Origin of the sequence: Veronia nyctiphanis (genome assembly GCF_004116385.1) — a bacterium.
Taxonomy (GTDB): domain Bacteria; phylum Pseudomonadota; class Gammaproteobacteria; order Enterobacterales; family Vibrionaceae; genus Veronia; species Veronia nyctiphanis.
On the sequence record NZ_PEIB01000036.1, the window covers coordinates 12,042 to 28,402 of the forward strand.

21 protein-coding genes and 2 pseudogenes are annotated in these 16,361 nt (G+C 44.0%); 9 read left to right on the plus strand and 14 right to left on the minus strand.

The features are described from left to right. Window positions 1-17 precede the first annotated feature (17 nt). From CS022_RS20550 to CS022_RS20560, 3 genes are all read left to right on the plus strand, one after another. A complete protein-coding gene (locus tag CS022_RS20550; protein WP_129123821.1) occupies window positions 18-1,781 on the plus strand; it encodes a GGDEF domain-containing protein in 1,764 nt (587 codons plus the stop codon). A 648-nt stretch (window positions 1,782-2,429) separates the two neighbouring features. Further along, window positions 2,430-3,083, plus strand: a complete 654-nt coding sequence (locus CS022_RS20555) for a porin family protein (protein ID WP_129123822.1) — start codon at window positions 2,430-2,432, stop codon at window positions 3,081-3,083. Between the two features lie 274 nt (window positions 3,084-3,357). Continuing rightward, window positions 3,358-3,990, plus strand: coding sequence for an outer membrane beta-barrel protein (locus tag CS022_RS20560; protein WP_129123823.1), 633 nt, complete (start codon window positions 3,358-3,360; stop codon window positions 3,988-3,990). A gap of 191 nt (window positions 3,991-4,181) precedes the next feature. Here CS022_RS20560 and CS022_RS20565 read toward each other — a convergent pair whose 3' ends face one another. The 4 genes from CS022_RS20565 to CS022_RS26810 all read right to left on the minus strand — a co-directional run bounded on the left by CS022_RS20565 (window position 4,182) and on the right by CS022_RS26810 (window position 5,807). After that, the gene (locus CS022_RS20565; protein ID WP_129123824.1) at window positions 4,182-4,655 is read right to left on the minus strand and encodes a hypothetical protein; all 474 of its coding nucleotides are present in this window, start codon (window positions 4,653-4,655) and stop codon (window positions 4,182-4,184) included. Between the two features lie 232 nt (window positions 4,656-4,887). Then, a complete protein-coding gene (locus tag CS022_RS20570) occupies window positions 4,888-5,265 on the minus strand; it encodes a MazG nucleotide pyrophosphohydrolase domain-containing protein (protein WP_129123825.1) in 378 nt (125 codons plus the stop codon). A 46-nt stretch (window positions 5,266-5,311) separates the two neighbouring features. Continuing rightward, complete coding sequence (locus tag CS022_RS26805) at window positions 5,312-5,437, minus strand: GNAT family N-acetyltransferase (RefSeq protein WP_235869831.1); 126 nt, start codon at window positions 5,435-5,437, stop codon at window positions 5,312-5,314. Between the two features lie 61 nt (window positions 5,438-5,498). After that, window positions 5,499-5,807, minus strand: a complete 309-nt coding sequence (locus CS022_RS26810; RefSeq protein ID WP_235869832.1) for a hypothetical protein — start codon at window positions 5,805-5,807, stop codon at window positions 5,499-5,501. A gap of 216 nt (window positions 5,808-6,023) precedes the next feature. Between CS022_RS26810 and CS022_RS20580 the strand changes: the two genes are divergently transcribed. Further along, window positions 6,024-7,157: a hypothetical protein gene (locus CS022_RS20580; protein WP_129123826.1), complete on the plus strand. Its 1,134-nt coding sequence runs from the start codon at window positions 6,024-6,026 to the stop codon at window positions 7,155-7,157. A 206-nt stretch (window positions 7,158-7,363) separates the two neighbouring features. On the opposite strand, the gene CS022_RS20585 is transcribed toward CS022_RS20580, so the two are convergent. The 10 genes from CS022_RS20585 to CS022_RS20620 form a co-directional block, all read right to left on the minus strand. After that, on the minus strand, window positions 7,364-7,582 hold the full coding sequence (locus CS022_RS20585; RefSeq protein ID WP_129123827.1) for a hypothetical protein: 219 nt from the start codon (window positions 7,580-7,582) through the stop codon (window positions 7,364-7,366). An 87-nt stretch (window positions 7,583-7,669) separates the two neighbouring features. Then, on the minus strand, window positions 7,670-7,831 hold the full coding sequence (locus CS022_RS24975; protein WP_161569697.1) for a hypothetical protein: 162 nt from the start codon (window positions 7,829-7,831) through the stop codon (window positions 7,670-7,672). 227 nt (window positions 7,832-8,058) lie between these two features. Next, window positions 8,059-8,337: a hypothetical protein gene (locus CS022_RS20590; RefSeq protein WP_129123828.1), complete on the minus strand. Its 279-nt coding sequence runs from the start codon at window positions 8,335-8,337 to the stop codon at window positions 8,059-8,061. An 86-nt stretch (window positions 8,338-8,423) separates the two neighbouring features. After that, a complete protein-coding gene (locus tag CS022_RS20595; RefSeq protein WP_129123829.1) occupies window positions 8,424-8,633 on the minus strand; it encodes a hypothetical protein in 210 nt (69 codons plus the stop codon). A 115-nt stretch (window positions 8,634-8,748) separates the two neighbouring features. After that, window positions 8,749-9,432: an SDR family oxidoreductase gene (locus CS022_RS20600; RefSeq protein WP_129123830.1), complete on the minus strand. Its 684-nt coding sequence runs from the start codon at window positions 9,430-9,432 to the stop codon at window positions 8,749-8,751. 36 nt (window positions 9,433-9,468) lie between these two features. After that, window positions 9,469-9,807, minus strand: a complete 339-nt coding sequence (locus CS022_RS27485; RefSeq protein ID WP_201746331.1) for a phytanoyl-CoA dioxygenase family protein — start codon at window positions 9,805-9,807, stop codon at window positions 9,469-9,471. Between the two features lie 5 nt (window positions 9,808-9,812). Then, complete coding sequence (locus tag CS022_RS27490; RefSeq protein ID WP_201746332.1) at window positions 9,813-10,244, minus strand: phytanoyl-CoA dioxygenase family protein; 432 nt, start codon at window positions 10,242-10,244, stop codon at window positions 9,813-9,815. A gap of 63 nt (window positions 10,245-10,307) precedes the next feature. After that, on the minus strand, window positions 10,308-10,760 hold the full coding sequence (locus CS022_RS20610) for a hypothetical protein (protein ID WP_129123831.1): 453 nt from the start codon (window positions 10,758-10,760) through the stop codon (window positions 10,308-10,310). A 21-nt stretch (window positions 10,761-10,781) separates the two neighbouring features. Further along, window positions 10,782-11,255: a GrpB family protein gene (locus CS022_RS20615; protein ID WP_129123832.1), complete on the minus strand. Its 474-nt coding sequence runs from the start codon at window positions 11,253-11,255 to the stop codon at window positions 10,782-10,784. Window positions 11,256-11,426: 171 nt separating this feature from the next. Beyond that, window positions 11,427-12,497, minus strand: coding sequence for a peptidyl-alpha-hydroxyglycine alpha-amidating lyase family protein (locus CS022_RS20620; protein ID WP_161569698.1), 1,071 nt, complete (start codon window positions 12,495-12,497; stop codon window positions 11,427-11,429). Between the two features lie 311 nt (window positions 12,498-12,808). On the opposite strand from CS022_RS20620, the pseudogene CS022_RS20625 reads away from it, so the two are divergent. The 5 genes and pseudogenes from CS022_RS20625 (at window position 12,809) to CS022_RS20645 (ending at window position 16,301) form a co-directional block, all read left to right on the plus strand. Next, window positions 12,809-13,620, plus strand: a pseudogene (locus tag CS022_RS20625) (ABC transporter ATP-binding protein). Further along, window positions 13,617-14,578 (plus strand): annotated as a pseudogene (locus CS022_RS20630) (ABC transporter substrate-binding protein). The pseudogenes CS022_RS20625 and CS022_RS20630 overlap by 4 nt, the downstream one beginning before the upstream one ends. Window positions 14,579-14,649: 71 nt before the next feature. Next, entirely contained in the window at window positions 14,650-15,603 is a 954-nt protein-coding gene (locus CS022_RS20635) for a FecCD family ABC transporter permease (RefSeq protein WP_129123857.1), read from the plus strand. Between the two features lie 31 nt (window positions 15,604-15,634). Further along, window positions 15,635-16,072, plus strand: a complete 438-nt coding sequence (locus CS022_RS20640; protein ID WP_129123834.1) for a hypothetical protein — start codon at window positions 15,635-15,637, stop codon at window positions 16,070-16,072. Window positions 16,073-16,115: 43 nt separating this feature from the next. Continuing rightward, window positions 16,116-16,301: a DUF1289 domain-containing protein gene (locus CS022_RS20645; RefSeq protein WP_129123835.1), complete on the plus strand. Its 186-nt coding sequence runs from the start codon at window positions 16,116-16,118 to the stop codon at window positions 16,299-16,301. The last annotated feature ends 60 nt before the right edge of the window (window positions 16,302-16,361 follow it).

Below are 16,361 nucleotides of genomic sequence, written 5' to 3' on the forward strand. Positions count from 1 at the left end.
CGGATTTAGCAGAATTTATGTTTGATAATATGAAAATTAAAAACAAACTTCCTTTTGTCATTATTACATTCGCGCTTATTTCAGCAATTATTACAGGTGGAATCAGTTTTAAATATTCTGCTGACCAGTTAACGTCATCAGCCGAGGGCAAGTTAACTGCGCTATTGGAATCGAGAAAAGAGTCATTAACACACTATTTTGAAATTATCAGCAAAGATATCGTGTTTCAGAGTCGTTCACCAACCGTCAGAGAGGCAATGGCTTCTTTCGGTGAAGGCTGGAAACTTATCGACAGCGACCCCAAAAGGGCACTACAAGCGCTGTATATTTCTGATAATCCGTTCGATGTTGGGCAGAAAGAATCACTGACCCACAGTGATGACGGCTCCATATACAGCAAGTATCACAGCGACTTCCATGGTTATTTTCGCAACTTGGCTGCTACACATGGTTACTATGACATTTTTCTCGTTAATCAAAAGGGAGATATCGTTTATTCCGTAAAGAAGGAAAACGACTATGCCACCAATTTGTTGAGAGGTGAATGGAAAGACAGTCACATTGCCGAGGCTTTCATTCAGATAAATAAAAACCCTTCTGTCGGCTCCTTGTATCTGACTGACTATTTTAATTACGGCCCGAGTAATAATGAACCAGAGGCATTTCTAGCCACACCTATTCATATAAAAGGCGAGGAATATATAGGTGTTTTGATCTTCCAAATGCCTATTGCGGCGCTTAATTCTGTTATGCATGTCACCGCGGGGATGGGGGAAACTGGTGAAACATTCCTTGTTGGTTCAGATCGCCTCATGCGCAGTGACTCTCGATTTTTAGGCTCTAAGAGTATTTTGAAAACACGTGTTGATACAGACTCAGTTGATAAAGCGCTGAAAGGAATATCAGGGATACACACTGAGATGGATTACAGAGATGAGGAAGTGTTATCTGCTTTTGCGCCTTTTAAATATATGAGTTTGAATTGGGCCATCATCGCAGAAGTTGAAAGAGCAGAAATTTTACTCGGCTTGTACGAGCTCACCGCTATTCTACTTACCGCCATGTTGATAGGCAGCGTCGGTATTTTGCTTGTTGGTTATTATATTGCTTCAGATATTGCCACGCCGATTTCCAATATGACGACTATTATGAACCGGCTTGCCGACAACGACCTTGATATCAATATCTCGGTATCACAAAGAAAAGATGAAGTAGGTTGCATGGCGAAGGCGCTGGAGGTCTTTAAGAGCAATGCGATCGAGCGCGATAAGTTACAGAAGAAGCTCACGCATATGGCTCACCATGACATGCTGACAGGGCTCCCGACACGCAAGCTGATCATGGATAGGTTGCAGGACATTACTGCTGAGTCAGGTAAGGAGAGCAGGACGTTTGCTGTCATGTTTGCGGATCTCGATAATTTTAAAACCGTCAATGACACCCTTGGCCACCATATTGGTGATGAGGTAATCAAAACTGCCGCCAGAATATTTAAAGAGTCGCTAAAGGAAGAAGACTTTGTCGCTCGAATCGGCGGTGATGAGTTTATTATTTTGGTGACTGATGTTGCAGATGCGGATGCAGCGTTGATTGTCGCTAACAAGTTAGTTGTCGCGATAAAAACAGGGCTTAGCGTTGTTTGTGCGACTATCCCTGTTACCCTGAGCCTTGGTGTTGCTATTTACCCTGAAGATGCTGGAGATGTCACGTCGCTTATTCGCCATGCTGATGAGGCAATGTATCGAGCGAAAGAAGCCAGTAAAAACCGTTGCAGTCGTTAGGAAAGTTTCAATTAGTAATGATGGAACCAATCTGGCTGCAAAGGTACTCAGTAATATCTCACGTTAGCAAGTAACCTTTTAAAGAGCTTGCAATACGAAATGCCGATGCATTGGTAACCTTATTCCAGAGGAGAGCCTGCGCAAAACCGTAACTGTAGTGATGCCGACAGACGCTCACACAGGAAGCGGAGGAGAACGGCACTGAGAGCCTTGCGCGCTTAACAACAATAATACTTCTTTCTATTCACTATTCTCTCGACACTCTTATCCGTTCATACCTCATATCCAGGCGAGCTTTTTTCGACTCCACGTGCCAGTGTCTCTCACAACAGCCTTCTTGTGAGCCCGTTTCTCTTTAATTCGAAAAAAAACTTCGCAGCTAGATGTCTGATATTTCCTTTTAAAAGCCAATAACTTACCGAACACCTACCTATAAAAATAAAAAACAACGTTTCAAATGAAACAAAAAAACACTGTACATATAATTTTGAACGATGTTTAATTGAGCCCGTCTTCAGAGGAGAGCTTCTGAAAATCAGAAGTCAGAATTTATAAGTAAGGTACGGAAGAGACAGAGTATTCCTGCGTATCTTGTGGTGTTAGACAAGAGTCTGACGAAAAAATAGATAAACAATACTAGGTGTAATCATGAAAAAGTTTGTACTTTCAGCTGCTGTAATCGCTACTTCAATCATGGCTCAATCGGCGTTTGCTGCGACTAACGCGAGCAACGATTACAATTTCGTTTCTGGTGGTGTTCAATTCAGCAAGTTCAATAATGAAATGCCTACGAAAGCGAAGAAAGGCGGAGAGTTTGAATCGTCTAAAAAAGTCATGGGTGGTTATGTTCGTGGTAGCTATAACTTTGCAGACAACTTCTTTACAGAAGCCCGCGTTGACCTGTCTAAGAAAGGTGATGCAAAAGTGACTGATGGTCTGGTTGGTATCGGTTACTACCAGCCAATCAACAATGATCTGTCTCTATATGGTCTGGCTGGCTACTCTGCAAAGCAATTCAAGCTTCCTAACAAAACTGGTGGCAAAGACAAGCTAAAAGAGAAAGGCCTGACTGGTGAAATTGGTGCGAAATACCATGCGACTGACAGCTGGACCATTGAGCCAGCGATTCGTTACTCAAAATATGACCACAGTGCTTATGAAGTAAAACTGGGTAACACCATTAACGTATACAAAAACGTTAGCCTTGAAGCAAACGTGAGCCAAGACCAGTTCAAACCTAAGGGCGCGGATGAGAAAACCAAGCAAACTAAGTTCATGCTGGGTGCGCGTTACAACTTCTAAAGTTGAATGCTAATAAAGTAAAAAAAGCCGCCTTGTGCGGCTTTTTTCGTTCTGACAGGAGAAACTGAGCTAAAACCTGCCATACGTTTTTTGGAATAATCACTTATCCCTTTGAGATATTTTTATCTGAGCCTATTTTCTGAAGAATGCTTCTTAAAATCAGAAATAAGAATTTCGTTCGTAATCTATATGGATAGGCAAGCCATGCTTGTTTACCTGTTTGAGTCAACTATATTGGGTCAGCCACATCCAGTTGAATTAAATAGGGTGAATAATGAAAAAGTCCGCATTTGTAACTGTTCTAATTTTCTCCTCTGTCTCTATACAATCTGCGCTCGCTGCCAGCGAAGACTATAGTTTCATTTCGGGTGGCCTCCAGCTAACTCAATTTAATCAAGAAATCCCAACAAAACTGAATGACGATGCCACCTCAAAACGTCTTATGGGTGGTTACCTTCGCGGTAGTTTGAGTTTCATAGATAACGTCTTCGCTGAAGTTCGTCTTGATATGGAAAAGAAAGATGACGCGAAAATCACGTACGGCCTTATTGGACTTGGCTACTATCAGCCGATCAACAGCGATTTATCTGCTTATGGTTTACTCGGCTACGCGACGGAGCGCTTCGAACTGCCTTTTGAAGGCGTCAAAGCAAAGGAAAAGGAGAAGGGCATAACTGCTGAGGTAGGTGCTAAATACCATGTCTCTGACATTTGGCTTTTTGAGCCGGCGTTGCGCTACGGAAAGTACGATAAAAGTGCCTTTGAATTAAGATTAGGTAACAACATTGGTGTTTATGACAGCATTAGCGTCGAGGCTAATATTGGTTTCGAACAGTTCCAACGTAAAGGTGATGATAAAAGGCTGAAACAAACTAAATTTACGCTGGGTGCACGTTATAGTTTTTAACAGTGAATGTCTAAAAAGAGTGAATTTAGAAGCCGCCTTGTGCGGCTTTTTCACACTTTGAAATCAAAGTGACGCATAAAAAGCCCTGCTGTATTGCAGGGCAAACTGGGTAAACGCTTGCGTGCCAGTATAGTAAGGGCAGGTAAAAATTTATCTGTTCTACCGAGGTGGAAAACAGACAAAAAGCACGGCTAGTAAGCCGAGCAAAGCTGAGTATTTGCAGCAACCACGGTTGAAGAGTAAACGAATCCAGCAACATCAATGATCATGGTGTTGTAGCTAATAAGGTTACTTTCATCATATTCGGGTGTCGGCCATGTGTGGCGTGTTTCGTTCAATTCAGCAGGCAAATTGACGTTCATACAGTAATAAATTTGGCCAGTGACTATTTGATAATTATTTCCCAGTAAGCGAGATGTTCGCCAGTTAATATTGGGTAAGTAGCGCTTCTTAGATATGTAGTTTACAACATTTACCGTAGCTGACTGAGGTATGTAACCAGAAAAATGTGCAACATCAACAACGCCGAGATCACCATTTGGTGCTTTATAAAAAAATGATTCTGAATAGTTGTCGGGTACATCAACAAAAGTATATCCGTCAGCTGATGCACCGAAAGAAAGAAGTACTGTAGTACTCAGTGTTAGTAGTGATTTTAATTTCATGAAAACCCTAAAAGCTATCCTTGATTTAGTGTTTTCAATACTCAGATAATTCAGTTTTTAACACAAATGATGATTATTTATATAGGGCTATAAATTAAAGGTATACTGCTAATAGTTCGAACAAAAAAGATTATGACTAAATATAACTATGACATTTTGGTGTGAAACCATAGGTTTGTATATTACATCGAAAAGTGGCAAGAATAAAACGTGCTACTCTGCCACGATTATTTTACTTTTCCTTTTTGTATTCTTCTTCTAAAGCTCTCTTTTGTGATTTTTTAACTTCATCCCAAGGCTCGTTATTTTCAATCGCTGAAATACGTTGATTATATTTATTGAAGGCGCGTGATATCACAGAGTCAAGATTAACATCATGCGTTTTTTCAAGAGCAGCGACAGTGTTTAGGAACCCCCAGAGCACATCACCTAGCTCGTCTTCAATATAGCAATGACGAGATTTAGAAAGTTCTTCTGAAACCTCATCAATCTCATTTTTCACTGCATCAAGATATGTTTGCGGGCCTTCAAACCATGTATTGTTATCGTCATAGTTACACTTGCGCTGAACAACAGTAAGTAACTGTTTGAATGTCTGAAAATCGTCCATTTAGCTGTGTTTCCAAATAGCGTTGCTAAGATGCTCCAGTCTTTAGTCAGAGTAGTTTCGCCATCATGTACTCATCGACAGCTTGGCCGTCTACGACCATCGAGTGGCGTTTAATACCTTCGACTTCGAAGCCGCAGGCTTCATAGACTTTTTCGCTCTCTCGTATTGACACATCACTGTGAGCTCAATACGCGATAAATTTTTCTGCTGCGCCCATTCAATAAGATGGGTCATTAGCTTTTTGCCAAAACCTTGTCCTGCGGCCGTTTGAGCCAAACCAATGACGCAGTGTATTTTATGCCTGTTTCGGTTGCTTTAAAGCCAAGGCCAGCTGCGTATCCTAGTATATTCTGCCCTTCCACAAGTACGAACATACAGTCGTTGTCTGAATCAACCAATGAGGTAAGGCGTTTTTTCTGCTGTTCGAGGGTTATTTCACGTTCGTTCGGCTCGAACATCATATATTTTGTTTCGTCAGCCAGTATTTTTTCCAGCGCATTCAACGCTTCGGCGTCAGAAACTTTCACTGTTCTTATTTTCATCTCGCAAGTTCCATTACTTCATGAGCTCAGATTCTCAATATTACGCCGCATTCCAAATTGGCTATCGTCTAACGTTTGAATTTGTTTGGTTTGTCGAAAAATTCATATATTGGCTACGACGCCATTTTGCTGACAACACAGGATAGATGCGACTTATCAGTTTGCACTTAATCCCTTTTAGTATAAATTGAACGCTGTTTTAATTTTGTAGGGCGTATGTCGAAAAAGTCTTCAACTCTCACCGCTCTTCTCATTACCTTGCAGAGTTTTTGCTTCTTGGCTCATGCCGATGACCATGCAGCGAAGAGCGTGATAGAAAGGGCGTCTGAGTCAGCAAAGGTCAAGTTTGAGCCAACGAAATCAATCCCTGATGATGAAATTGATGCTTTTGTTGCCAAATTTGAAACCATGAATAAGCATGTTCAATTATCAATAACAGGTCCGGATGGTCGAAAAGAATATTTGCTTTTTCTCACGGAGGTGGATGAAGAGGCAGGGGAGACACTCCTCCTTTTCAACTATCGGAATAAAAGTGACCCAGAAGATAAAGGTATCTTGATTTACAGCGGAACGGATGCTGAGGATGAAGACAATATTTTTGGTCAAAAGGGTAGTTTCACTATCAAGAGTGGTGTTTTTCCGGACAAAGCAGAAGAACAGCAGGCTTTTTTTGACACTCCAGACTTTGCTTTTTCGCTTCAGGACGACATGACTAAAGCGGTAATTGACGAGGAGGGTACGTTCACGATCAGTGCCAAAATTACCAATGGTGACAGAGATGCAGTTGATATCGCGCTCACTTTCAATATGGCGTTGAACGGATTTGGCGATTCGTCGATTGTCCTGAATAAAGATAAAAGAGAAGCGGTGCTCACAGGCACGCTGGGTATTGGTACTTATAACCAGCTCAAAGATGTTGCGGATAAAATAGATAAGCTATACCTGCAAAATGTCCCTGGCTCTATGTTTGATGACGTGAATATGCATACGGGTCGCCTAATCCGAGAGCATAAAATTACCACGGTTGTGCTGAGTGACAGTGAGGTATCATCCGGCGGTGTCGATCTCTTTGCCGCAGGTTATCAAAGGAAGCTTCAGAAAGGGGGCAAACTGGGCTTTCACTCATGGTGCGGCGTGAGTGATGATGGTCAGAGGGAAGAGGCTGGCAAGCTCGATAATAAAGATTCGGAACACTGGCAACAGCTTACGTATTTCTCTGAAATGCTCGGTAAGGAAAAAGGCCTCGAGTTTTATTTCTATACCCTCTACAGCGCCCCTTGTGACAATATTCATGTGATGTCATTAGACGATGTGAAAAGGTATGGTCTAGCAACAGAAATCTTCAAGTGACGATTCAACAGCCATATTTTTCTCTGCGCAAAGAGCATGAAAAGTGCCTAAGGCGAACGTAGAAAATGCTCCCTCAATCTACGCGGACTTTTAAGTCTGTTGGTTAAAGAGGCTGCTCTGAATATCTTTTGTGTGTGAGCTGCTTACAGATCGTTACAAAGCGTCCCGTTTTTAGACGTAATATAATGATTTAACGTGGAATATCCTCAATCAGAAACCGGGCACGTTTGGCTCACTTTCGGCAGCTCGACACCATCGAGCCCCACTCGTGCACCGCAGGTAAATACCCAATTCGAACAGTCAAAGTTGCTGTCAGAAATCGTTAACTTATTATCATGAAGTGAAAACTCCAACTTACAGTTAAAACTGAACTCTGGGCCCGAATCGCTCTCGGTGTAGACCAGCTTATCCCCGACACGGGTCATTTTGATGGGGACGCCTTCTCCTTCGACCTGACAAATATGGTAGTTGGCGCCCCAAATCAATCCATTGACAAAATAACTCCTGTCTTGTTACGAAATATGTATGTAGGAAGACTCATCGCTGGTTTCATCAGACACCACACTGGAGATGGTATCTGTCCTCAGATAGCATCCCTCAAACGGGTCTGCATTTGCCGTTGTTGTAAAGAAGAAGAGGATGAGTGGAAGAAAAATGGATAGACGAATGATCATGTTATTCTCGCGATAGACACGCCAGCTATCAAGTTAACTGGCAGATAACAGCATGGCTTTGGCGTGTTTGGTTTCGATTAAGATTTGTATTTTACGAAGCTAAGACAGAGGAAATATCGGTTGGTTCACCGGTTTTAGCGAGAAGGAAATCCACAGATAGTCTTAAGCGGCTTCGGGCTATTGAAACAGAGCATGAACACAGAAGGCGAAGTAGTTAGCGTTTTAGGTCAATAGACATTCTGCGTGGATTCCACGTGGTCGAAGTCCTCTGGTGTGATCCCGAAAGCTCTGCAAACCAGTACTTTGAACTTCTCCCGCCTCTCATGATTGCGGCTTTGAAAGATAATTGGCCTATAACCCTGACCGCCAGCAGAACGCTTTTTAGAGCCGCTTCCATCCTGCTGACTGTGACTAGACTTGCCTGCGCCGCCTTTGTTAGAATCCGGATCGCAGTATGCGCTGCGGTGTCTTCCATGCGGTATTCCGGCGTAGCTACTCGTTTGCATTGCTTCTTCCTCGCCCACTTTTTAAATAGGTGGTCGGCGGAATAAATCAGTTCCTCAAAATCGTAAGTCGCATGCTTGATATGTGATCAATTAAGTACCGAAACCGTGGTAGCGCTCTCTAGATGCACCTTACAGGGGACTTCTTCATCAAGTTTTGCTCGGTCAAGCTTGGGTACTGTTGTTGCAAACGAGTATCCCCAAACGGCAACAAATAAGGTGATGATGGGTAGCATCACCAATATTCCGGATTGCAGATAGGCAATGGCACCTTTTCTCACCCGCGTAGGTTTGAACATTTTGGTCGATCAAGAGTACGGCGCTAAAGAGGGCGAAAAGCATCAACCGAACTACTTTTTCTTTTCGGCTGTACTCCGTTACGAATTCCATCTCGTTGGCGCCGATTCTCAGCTGTTACCACTCAAGCGCTTCACCTTGCCAAGAGAAAAATGTGCCAGTGTGTTCCAACGTCAATGTTGTGATCAGGGAGATAATGCCCTTAGCACTCTCTTGAACTGTAATGTCCGCTTCTTTTCCGCCCATATCGGTTTGAACCCAACCCGGATGAACAGGGCAGACAGTAAAGCCTTTGGGCTTTAATTCGGAAGCAAGTACCTGCATAAACTTGTTAGCAGCAGCTTTCGACGTGCGATAGGCATACATACCCATGCTTGAGCTATTCAGAGCTCCCATTTGGCTGGAAATCGTAATTATTCGGGGATTTGTCGCTTGATCCATTAGAGGAAGTAACGCCCTGCTTACCAGTAATGGTGCGATAGTATTGACTCTGAAGGTGTCAAGCCATGCCTCAGTCTCTACCATTTCAAACGATTGTTGTTCTGCACCAATGACGCCAGCGTTATTGATCAGAATGTCGATGTGCTGACCTTCGAGCGCGGATGCTAGCTTTTTGATTGACGAAGAGTCAGTCACTTCAAGTTCATGCAAAGTTATTGCGTTGCTAGCTCGTAGGGCTTCTAACGATTTCGACGGCTCCCCCCGAAAAGTTGCAATCACTTGATAGCCATGATCGATAAATTTCTTTGCTAACTCTAAACCAATGCCGCGAGAGGCTCCGGTAATAAGGACGGTTTCCATGTCTTCTCTCTTTGTGTGTTTGACTACCTGACGTATTTAATTGGTAAGGGTTACCAGTGTTTCTTTTATCTTTATTGCCTGTGTAAACGCTTGCGGATTTTCTAGCTTTACGAGCATTTTTTCGTTTGGTAAGCATTGTTCATTAACAAATTTAACCAGCACTGGGGACGGGTCACAAAACAGGACATCGAGAGTTAGGCGATTCATCCCATAGATGCCTCTATGTATCATGTTGGCATCAAAAATAAGCATGTCACCCGCATTGAGTGTCACTGACAAGCCAGTCGCCAGTTCATCGTGGTTTTTGCAGCCATTCTGCTCTAATCGGACATCAAGTTCTCTATCATTATCCCAACGTTTATGCGTGCCGGGCACCAGCTCTAGACCGGTTCATCAAGCAACGGAATACGAAAATGGATGACTTTATCCCCTTCCAGTGCTTGCTTCTGCTCCTTTAGCGAAAGGTGGTATTGAGGGTCACGGTGCCAATAGTTCTTTTGGTCAGAATTGATGGGATTAAAAAATAACTGTGTATTCATGAACGTTGCGTCAGAGCCCATGATATCGGTGACAGCAGCCATTAACTTGTTGGAGCCGATGAATTGAAAGAGCGCCTCTCTGTCTTTTTCATTCAAATGTTCCACGCTGGTCAGAAACGCCGAATTTATCGCCTTGTCTTGGTAAAATGCGTTGTTTTTCTCAATCCATGACGCATGAAAGCGCATAACAACATCGCGGATACTTTTCAGTTCTCCACTCGAAAATAGGCTTCTATGAACGACGAATCCGCTTTGTTCAAATTCCTGATTCATTGAGCTAAGTCTTTTTTGAGAATAACTGTATCGTTTTCTGCTGGCGCATCGAGTGAGCGAGCCTCATGCACTGCCCGCGAGCTGGTGCCATTGGTTGATTAGCCCAAGCAGGTGAAATACACCAAAGATGCAACAGATCACTGAACTGACTAGCCAAAAAGTCAGCGAGTTTTGGCTGATTGCTGGATGGCTTGAGACAAAAGGGGCAATGAGACCTGCGATGCCTCGAACAAGGTAAACAAACGTGATGAGAACCAATGCCACTTTAAGAAGAGGCAGTTTTATGATTAAGCCAGCCCCCGATAGCGCATAAAAGCCCCAAACAGTTAAGACAGCCGCAATGCCAAGCGTAATGACTGCGGGTTGTGAGCTGCCTGATTCAGCTAGTTTCGCCATATTCTCGCCGGCACCAAAAAAGCGGTACCAGTTCGCGCCACCCAATATGATGAGCACATGAAGAAAGGCGGCGATAAAACTCAGTGATGCGGCAATCAGGAGCTGGTGGCTTCCGTTCATCCTATTTCCTCTTTAATGGGGTTAGTTGAGGGATAACACGTTTTCAATAAAGCCTGATTTTTTCTCTCGATAGGCATCATGAGAGTAACCTTCACAGGTGCGTTTCAATTGATTGTATTGTTTGACTAATGACGCATCAGCGCGTAACGAGTCTCTGAACGCTAAAAAGCACTCAAATTCAGAGCCGTTAGCCACGACTTGAAGGGCAACATCATTACCGATTGTCGATTCAAGCATGCATAATTTTGGCGTGCGTAGAGTGTCTATTTTTTCTTCAAAGCCTAATGCTTTGAGGGAGATGACAGCTTGCTCCAGATCCTCAGGCTCGACGCCAACGAAAATATCGAGGTCACCTTTAGAAATTGCTTCAGGAATTGAAGAAGCACCAATATGCTCAACTCTGGCATCAGGAATCAGGCTCTTTATTTCTGAGCTATATCGCTCAAAGTGCTGCCAGCATTTCTTCTGGTAGTCTTTTGATTCAAGAAATTTCATGTTTTCTCTTATTTCGATAACGGTGCTGTTCATAAACCGCCGAAGCACGTTTTCAGCGGTGTATGAAGAGCATATCAAGCATGAACAGAGTGGAATATAAGGCTAAAGTGCGTTGGCTCGAAAAGTATTGCTGAAGTGAGAAACTCCGTTACTAATCAAAGCTATTACGCATTAATCGATGCGTTGATCAAAGAACTGCAGTCGGTTGTTTTTGACTTCCGCAACGAAGATACGCCCCAGATCATTGACTGCAATATCGTGAGGCAGATCAAGCTTGCCCAACGATTGTCCGAAATCACTGTAACGATCGACGATATCTCCCTCGAGTGTGAGCTTTAAGATTTGGCTTCTTTGTTCACCGGATTCAAATTCATAAGAGTCGCCGCCATCTGCGACGTATAAATAGTTGTCTTTACTGATATCCAAACCATAAGGTCGGCCTAGCTCGGGAAAGTTCAGAGTACGTTTCCATTCACCCTGATTGCTGAAAATTTGAATACGGGCATTCCTTCTGTCTGCGACATAAATATTGTCATCTGCATCTTTGGCTAAGTCATGAGGTAAATAAAACTCACTGTCTGCTTTACCGAGCTTTGATACCTCCCACTGAAATGTCCCGTCTTGAGCAAACTTCACAATACGGCTGTTTCTGTAGCCGTCAGAGACAACAAATGAACCGTCAGAAAACACTTCTACATCAGTGGGCCTTGCAAAGGTGTATTCGTTTTGTCCGCAGGGTAGATTTTTTAGTAGGTTTCTTACTTTCAAACAGGCTTCCATATAAAACGGATAGTTTTGCCCAAAGGTCTTTAACAACTTCCCACTTGGATCGAATTGATAAACCTTGTTCAATTTAATATCGGTAATCCATACATGGTCGTTATCGTCGATAGTGATGCCATGAGGAGATTTAAATTGGTTGGCGCCCCAATTACCAATGATTTCATGAGAAACAGGTGAATAAACGGTCACGACATCTTTATCGATCAGAGTGTTGTTGTTGAAACCGTAGCCCGAACGGTGAAGGAAAAATATGTTCCCTTGACTATCAATATCGACACCACTGCCTGCTCCCGTTGGAGCCTGAGTTTGTGTTGGTAACACGCCCTTAGATACAAGCTCACTTTGTTTTGTTAACTCTGGGACATCGTGAGTGGTGATATCAATATTTCTAAACGAGCAGGACAAGGTTGTTGCCAAGATAACAGGCATGATCAAAAGCGTTGTATTTTTTAAGGGCATAGCAGGCAGCCTTAGTGGGTTAACTGAATGATATAACGCCGAAAATGTATAATTTTTAGCATACCAAACTTGATATGTAACACACCGATTTTCAATGTGTATTGGATCCAAAAGAATCATTTCATTGGTGATCAAAATAGAGCTTCTTGACTACTCATTTGTCGACAGCACACTGAGAGAGGCCATTGTGATCTCCAACTTTGATACAGAGAACGCTTTATATCAGCACATTCTTTTTCGTAATTGACAGAACAGGGGAGATGAGTGTTATGTTATAACATAACAGTTTTGGGCGTTATTTTGGATCCAGGATGGAAGAAACAAAAAAACTCGTTTTGTCTGCAAAAGAGATAATTGCAGATGGCCCTTCAGGTTGGCGCGCTGTTTCTGGTGTGTCATTCGATGTTTGTGAAGGAGAATGCGTTGCCATAATTGGCCCGAATGGCAGTGGTAAATCGAGTTTGCTGAAAGCGATTACGGGTGAATACCGAACTGTCTCTGGTGAGCTCACTTTATCCGGCAACAATATTGCAGCATTGCCGAGGCAACAAATGGCCAAAAGTGTTGCTGTTGTGGCTCAACATGAACACGTTGACCATCGCCTAAGTGTCACTGAATATGTGGACTTAGGGCGTGTGCCGCACACTTTCTGTTGCAGCAAGAAAGAGCATGACAGGGCTGTCAAACAAGCAATTGAAGATGTCGGCCTTTCGCAGAAGAGTCAACGATGTTTTGGCGAACTCTCCGGTGGTGAACAACAGCGCGCAAGCATCGCAAGGCATTTGCTCAAGAGCCGCGCCTCCTTTTGCTTGATGAGCCGACTAATCACCTCGATCCTCTGGCCCGTCTTGAGCTTCTCACTCTTATCAAACAACGTGGTATTGCCTCTGTGGCGGTATTACATGATTTACCCTTGGTCACGCCATTTGCTGACAACGTCCTGTTGATGTCAGAACAAAGCATGGTTGCTTACGCGCCGCCAGAGACTCTGATGCAAGACGAATTTATGACACCTGTTTTTGGTTTAAAGGTCATTCCATTCAGCCACCCCCACATGCAAAGCACGATTCATCATTTTGAAGCCGCAAACACCCACAAACAACGAATAGGAGCCGCACAATGAAGTGGTCTGTCATACCCACTCTGCTATTTCTTTTACCTCTTTCCAATGCTAATGCCACCAATACCCGTTATCCAGTTACAGTGGACAATTGCGGGAGTCCACTGATCATTGAAAAACGTCCAACACGAGCAGTAGTGCATGATATCAACATGACAGACATGGCACTCGCACTGGGAATCCAGAAAGACATGGTCGGGGTTACGGGTATTACGGGCTGGTACAAAATGTCACCCTCGTTCAAACAAATGTTAGGGGAAATCCCTGAGCTTGCGCCCAAATACCCGTCACTGGAAAAGCTGATTGCAGCTGATGCTGACTTCTTCTTTGCAGGCTGGAATTATGGGATGAAAGTCGGCGGAGAAGTCACACCGCAGACACTCAAACCTTATGGTGTGAATACGTTGGTCCTTTCAGAAAGTTGTATCCACTCTAAAAAACTCAATGCTGGTGCCAGCATGGAGTTGCTGTACGGCGACATTGAAAAGCTGGGTGTGATTTTTGATAAGCAGCCTGAAGCGCGAGCGCTAGTGAATGAGTGGAAGGCAAGAGTCGCAAAGGTGACTGAACAGAAAAACAAAATCGGCAGTGAGCCGCCGAAAGTCTTCCTATTTGACTCAGGTGAAGACAAGCCATTTACAGCGGTAGATACGCCATGCCAAACGCGATGATTGAGGCGGCGGGCGGCAAGAATATCACAGACGATATGCAAACCAGCTGGGCCAGAACATCATGGGAAAACGTCGCGCGCGAGAACCCTGATGTGATTATTCTCCTTGATTATCAAACGGCGAGCGGCGCGGACTCTTTGAAGCGTTTTCTTGAGCAACACCCGTTGATGAAGCATACCAAGGCCGTTACTTCAGGGCGTTACGTCAAACTTCGGTATGAGCAGTTAACGCCGGGACCGGCCAATATTGGTGCCATCGAGAAACTCGCCAAAGCGTTCTTTCCCCAATAGGCGCGAAGGCGATTTGTAGCTCAATGACATTCAATAAATACCGGGCAGCATGGTTAGTCGGAACAATGACCATGCTGCTCGCTTTCATTTTGAATTTGCAGTTTGGTTCGGTGCCTTTGTCTTTCGCTGAAGTATTGGCTGGCCTTCGTGCTTTTGGTGAGGATGAGATGAATATGACCAGCCGGATATTGCTCGATTTGAGGCTGCCCAGAGCTCTTCTGGCAGTGATCGCAGGTGCAGGACTAGCCATGGTCGGGGCGTTACTCCAAACCTCTACCCGTAATGACTTAGCTGACCCTTTTCTTTTTGGGTTGTCTTCCGGCGCGTCTGCTGGCGCAGTGCTCATTATCACCCAACTTGGTGATGCGCTTGGCGTGTGGTCACTTCCTCTGGCTGCGTTCACTGGTGGTATTGTCTCCGCTGCCGCCGTACTTATTCTGTTCTCAATGCAAAAAAGGCAAGGCGATAACAATCTTGTGTTGTGCGGTTTGGCCATTTCATTTTTGTTCGGTGCAATCACCAGCTTCCTGATTTATTCGGGGGATCAGCGAGCGGCAAGTTCGATCTTATTTTGGACGATGGGTGGGCTCGGGCTGGCAAGATGGGATAACCTGATGTTTGCCGCCATTGGGCTACTCTGTCTCGTCATTTTGATCCTCAAACGTTATCGTGAACTTGACACCTTGTTAGTCAGTGAACAGACAACCCACTCGCTGGGTATTAATGTTCACAGGCTTCAAAGTGAGATATTCCTCTGTTGTGCGTTTTGCACAGCCTCCATCGTGTCTCTCACGGGTGTGGTGGGCTTTATTGGTTTGATGGTGCCCCATTTGGTTCGCCCATTTTCAGGTATGACGCACAAGCGAGCGTTGCCATTGATTGCGTTATGGGGGGCCGTTATCTTGCTTTTCGGTGATTTGGTGAGCCGGACCGTACTCGCGCCACAAGAGCTGCCAGTAGGTATCGTTACTGCGGCACTTGGTGGCATGTTTGTGTTGTATCTTGTATCTCGCAAAAAAGTGTAGCGTTTCAGATTAATTGTTCAGGATTAGCGAAATGAAAGATGTAAAAGGTGTTTTCCGAAACCTTGAAAAAATGCTCCAAAAAGCCAGTTGGTTTGACGACGATTGGGAAATTTACAATCGTGGTGAGTACCTGCAGCTCTATAAATCAAACTGGTTTAACCACAACCAAGGTGGCGTTCACTTTGAAACATTTATCGAGGCGCCACAGATAAAACAGAAGTCGTTTCCTGTCTGTATGCATGCTGAGGAAGACTGTTCATCGCAGTCTGAATTCATTCGCCAATTCTTGGCGCTTGAGGGAGAGCGCATACAGAGCTGGAAAGGTTACAAGACGTTGGACAACAGTTATGGCATTTGCCAGCGAACACTGCCATTGAACTTCAAAAGCCTTGAACAACGCCTATTCGAGGAGTTAAATCGTTTACGACAGCTTGAAGCAAGCGTTGGTGAAGTACTCGGAAATCTTTGAGCATCACTTTTATGAGAGTGTGTATTGTTGTGAGGTCAATGAGATGAAAAAGCAAAAAAGCCCCTGTATCGACCAGTGTAACTTTTCAGGGCCAAAGGGCTGGTGTTTGGGCTGTGGTAGAACGCGCGATGAATGTCAGCAGTGGCGTTCAATGAAACCCTTTGCGATTAATGCGCTCCAGAAAGAACTCAAAAAACGGCTGTCAAAAATAAACGCCGTTGCAAAATAGGCTATCAGTGCAGGCCCTGACTGTTTACACCATTATTTATATCTAATTTATACTCGGCAG

Coding starts and splice junctions, on each gene's coding strand:
- CS022_RS20550 (WP_129123821.1), top strand. CDS start 18: ATGTTTGATAATATGAAAATTAAAAACAAACTTCCTTTTGTCATTATT.
- CS022_RS20555 (WP_129123822.1), top strand. CDS start 2,430: ATGAAAAAGTTTGTACTTTCAGCTGCTGTAATCGCTACTTCAATCATG.
- CS022_RS20560 (WP_129123823.1), top strand. CDS start 3,358: ATGAAAAAGTCCGCATTTGTAACTGTTCTAATTTTCTCCTCTGTCTCT.
- CS022_RS20565 (WP_129123824.1), bottom strand. CDS start 4,655: ATGAAATTAAAATCACTACTAACACTGAGTACTACAGTACTTCTTTCT.
- CS022_RS20570 (WP_129123825.1), bottom strand. CDS start 5,265: ATGGACGATTTTCAGACATTCAAACAGTTACTTACTGTTGTTCAGCGC.
- CS022_RS26810 (WP_235869832.1), bottom strand. CDS start 5,807: ATGAAAATAAGAACAGTGAAAGTTTCTGACGCCGAAGCGTTGAATGCG.
- CS022_RS20580 (WP_129123826.1), top strand. CDS start 6,024: ATGTCGAAAAAGTCTTCAACTCTCACCGCTCTTCTCATTACCTTGCAG.
- CS022_RS20585 (WP_129123827.1), bottom strand. CDS start 7,582: ATGACCCGTGTCGGGGATAAGCTGGTCTACACCGAGAGCGATTCGGGC.
- CS022_RS24975 (WP_161569697.1), bottom strand. CDS start 7,831: ATGATCATTCGTCTATCCATTTTTCTTCCACTCATCCTCTTCTTCTTT.
- CS022_RS20590 (WP_129123828.1), bottom strand. CDS start 8,337: ATGCAAACGAGTAGCTACGCCGGAATACCGCATGGAAGACACCGCAGC.
- CS022_RS20595 (WP_129123829.1), bottom strand. CDS start 8,633: ATGTTCAAACCTACGCGGGTGAGAAAAGGTGCCATTGCCTATCTGCAA.
- CS022_RS20600 (WP_129123830.1), bottom strand. CDS start 9,432: ATGGAAACCGTCCTTATTACCGGAGCCTCTCGCGGCATTGGTTTAGAG.
- CS022_RS27490 (WP_201746332.1), bottom strand. CDS start 10,244: ATGAATCAGGAATTTGAACAAAGCGGATTCGTCGTTCATAGAAGCCTA.
- CS022_RS20610 (WP_129123831.1), bottom strand. CDS start 10,760: ATGAACGGAAGCCACCAGCTCCTGATTGCCGCATCACTGAGTTTTATC.
- CS022_RS20615 (WP_129123832.1), bottom strand. CDS start 11,255: ATGAAATTTCTTGAATCAAAAGACTACCAGAAGAAATGCTGGCAGCAC.
- CS022_RS20620 (WP_161569698.1), bottom strand. CDS start 12,497: ATGCCCTTAAAAAATACAACGCTTTTGATCATGCCTGTTATCTTGGCA.
- CS022_RS20635 (WP_129123857.1), top strand. CDS start 14,650: ATGCTGCTCGCTTTCATTTTGAATTTGCAGTTTGGTTCGGTGCCTTTG.
- CS022_RS20640 (WP_129123834.1), top strand. CDS start 15,635: ATGAAAGATGTAAAAGGTGTTTTCCGAAACCTTGAAAAAATGCTCCAA.
- CS022_RS20645 (WP_129123835.1), top strand. CDS start 16,116: ATGAAAAAGCAAAAAAGCCCCTGTATCGACCAGTGTAACTTTTCAGGG.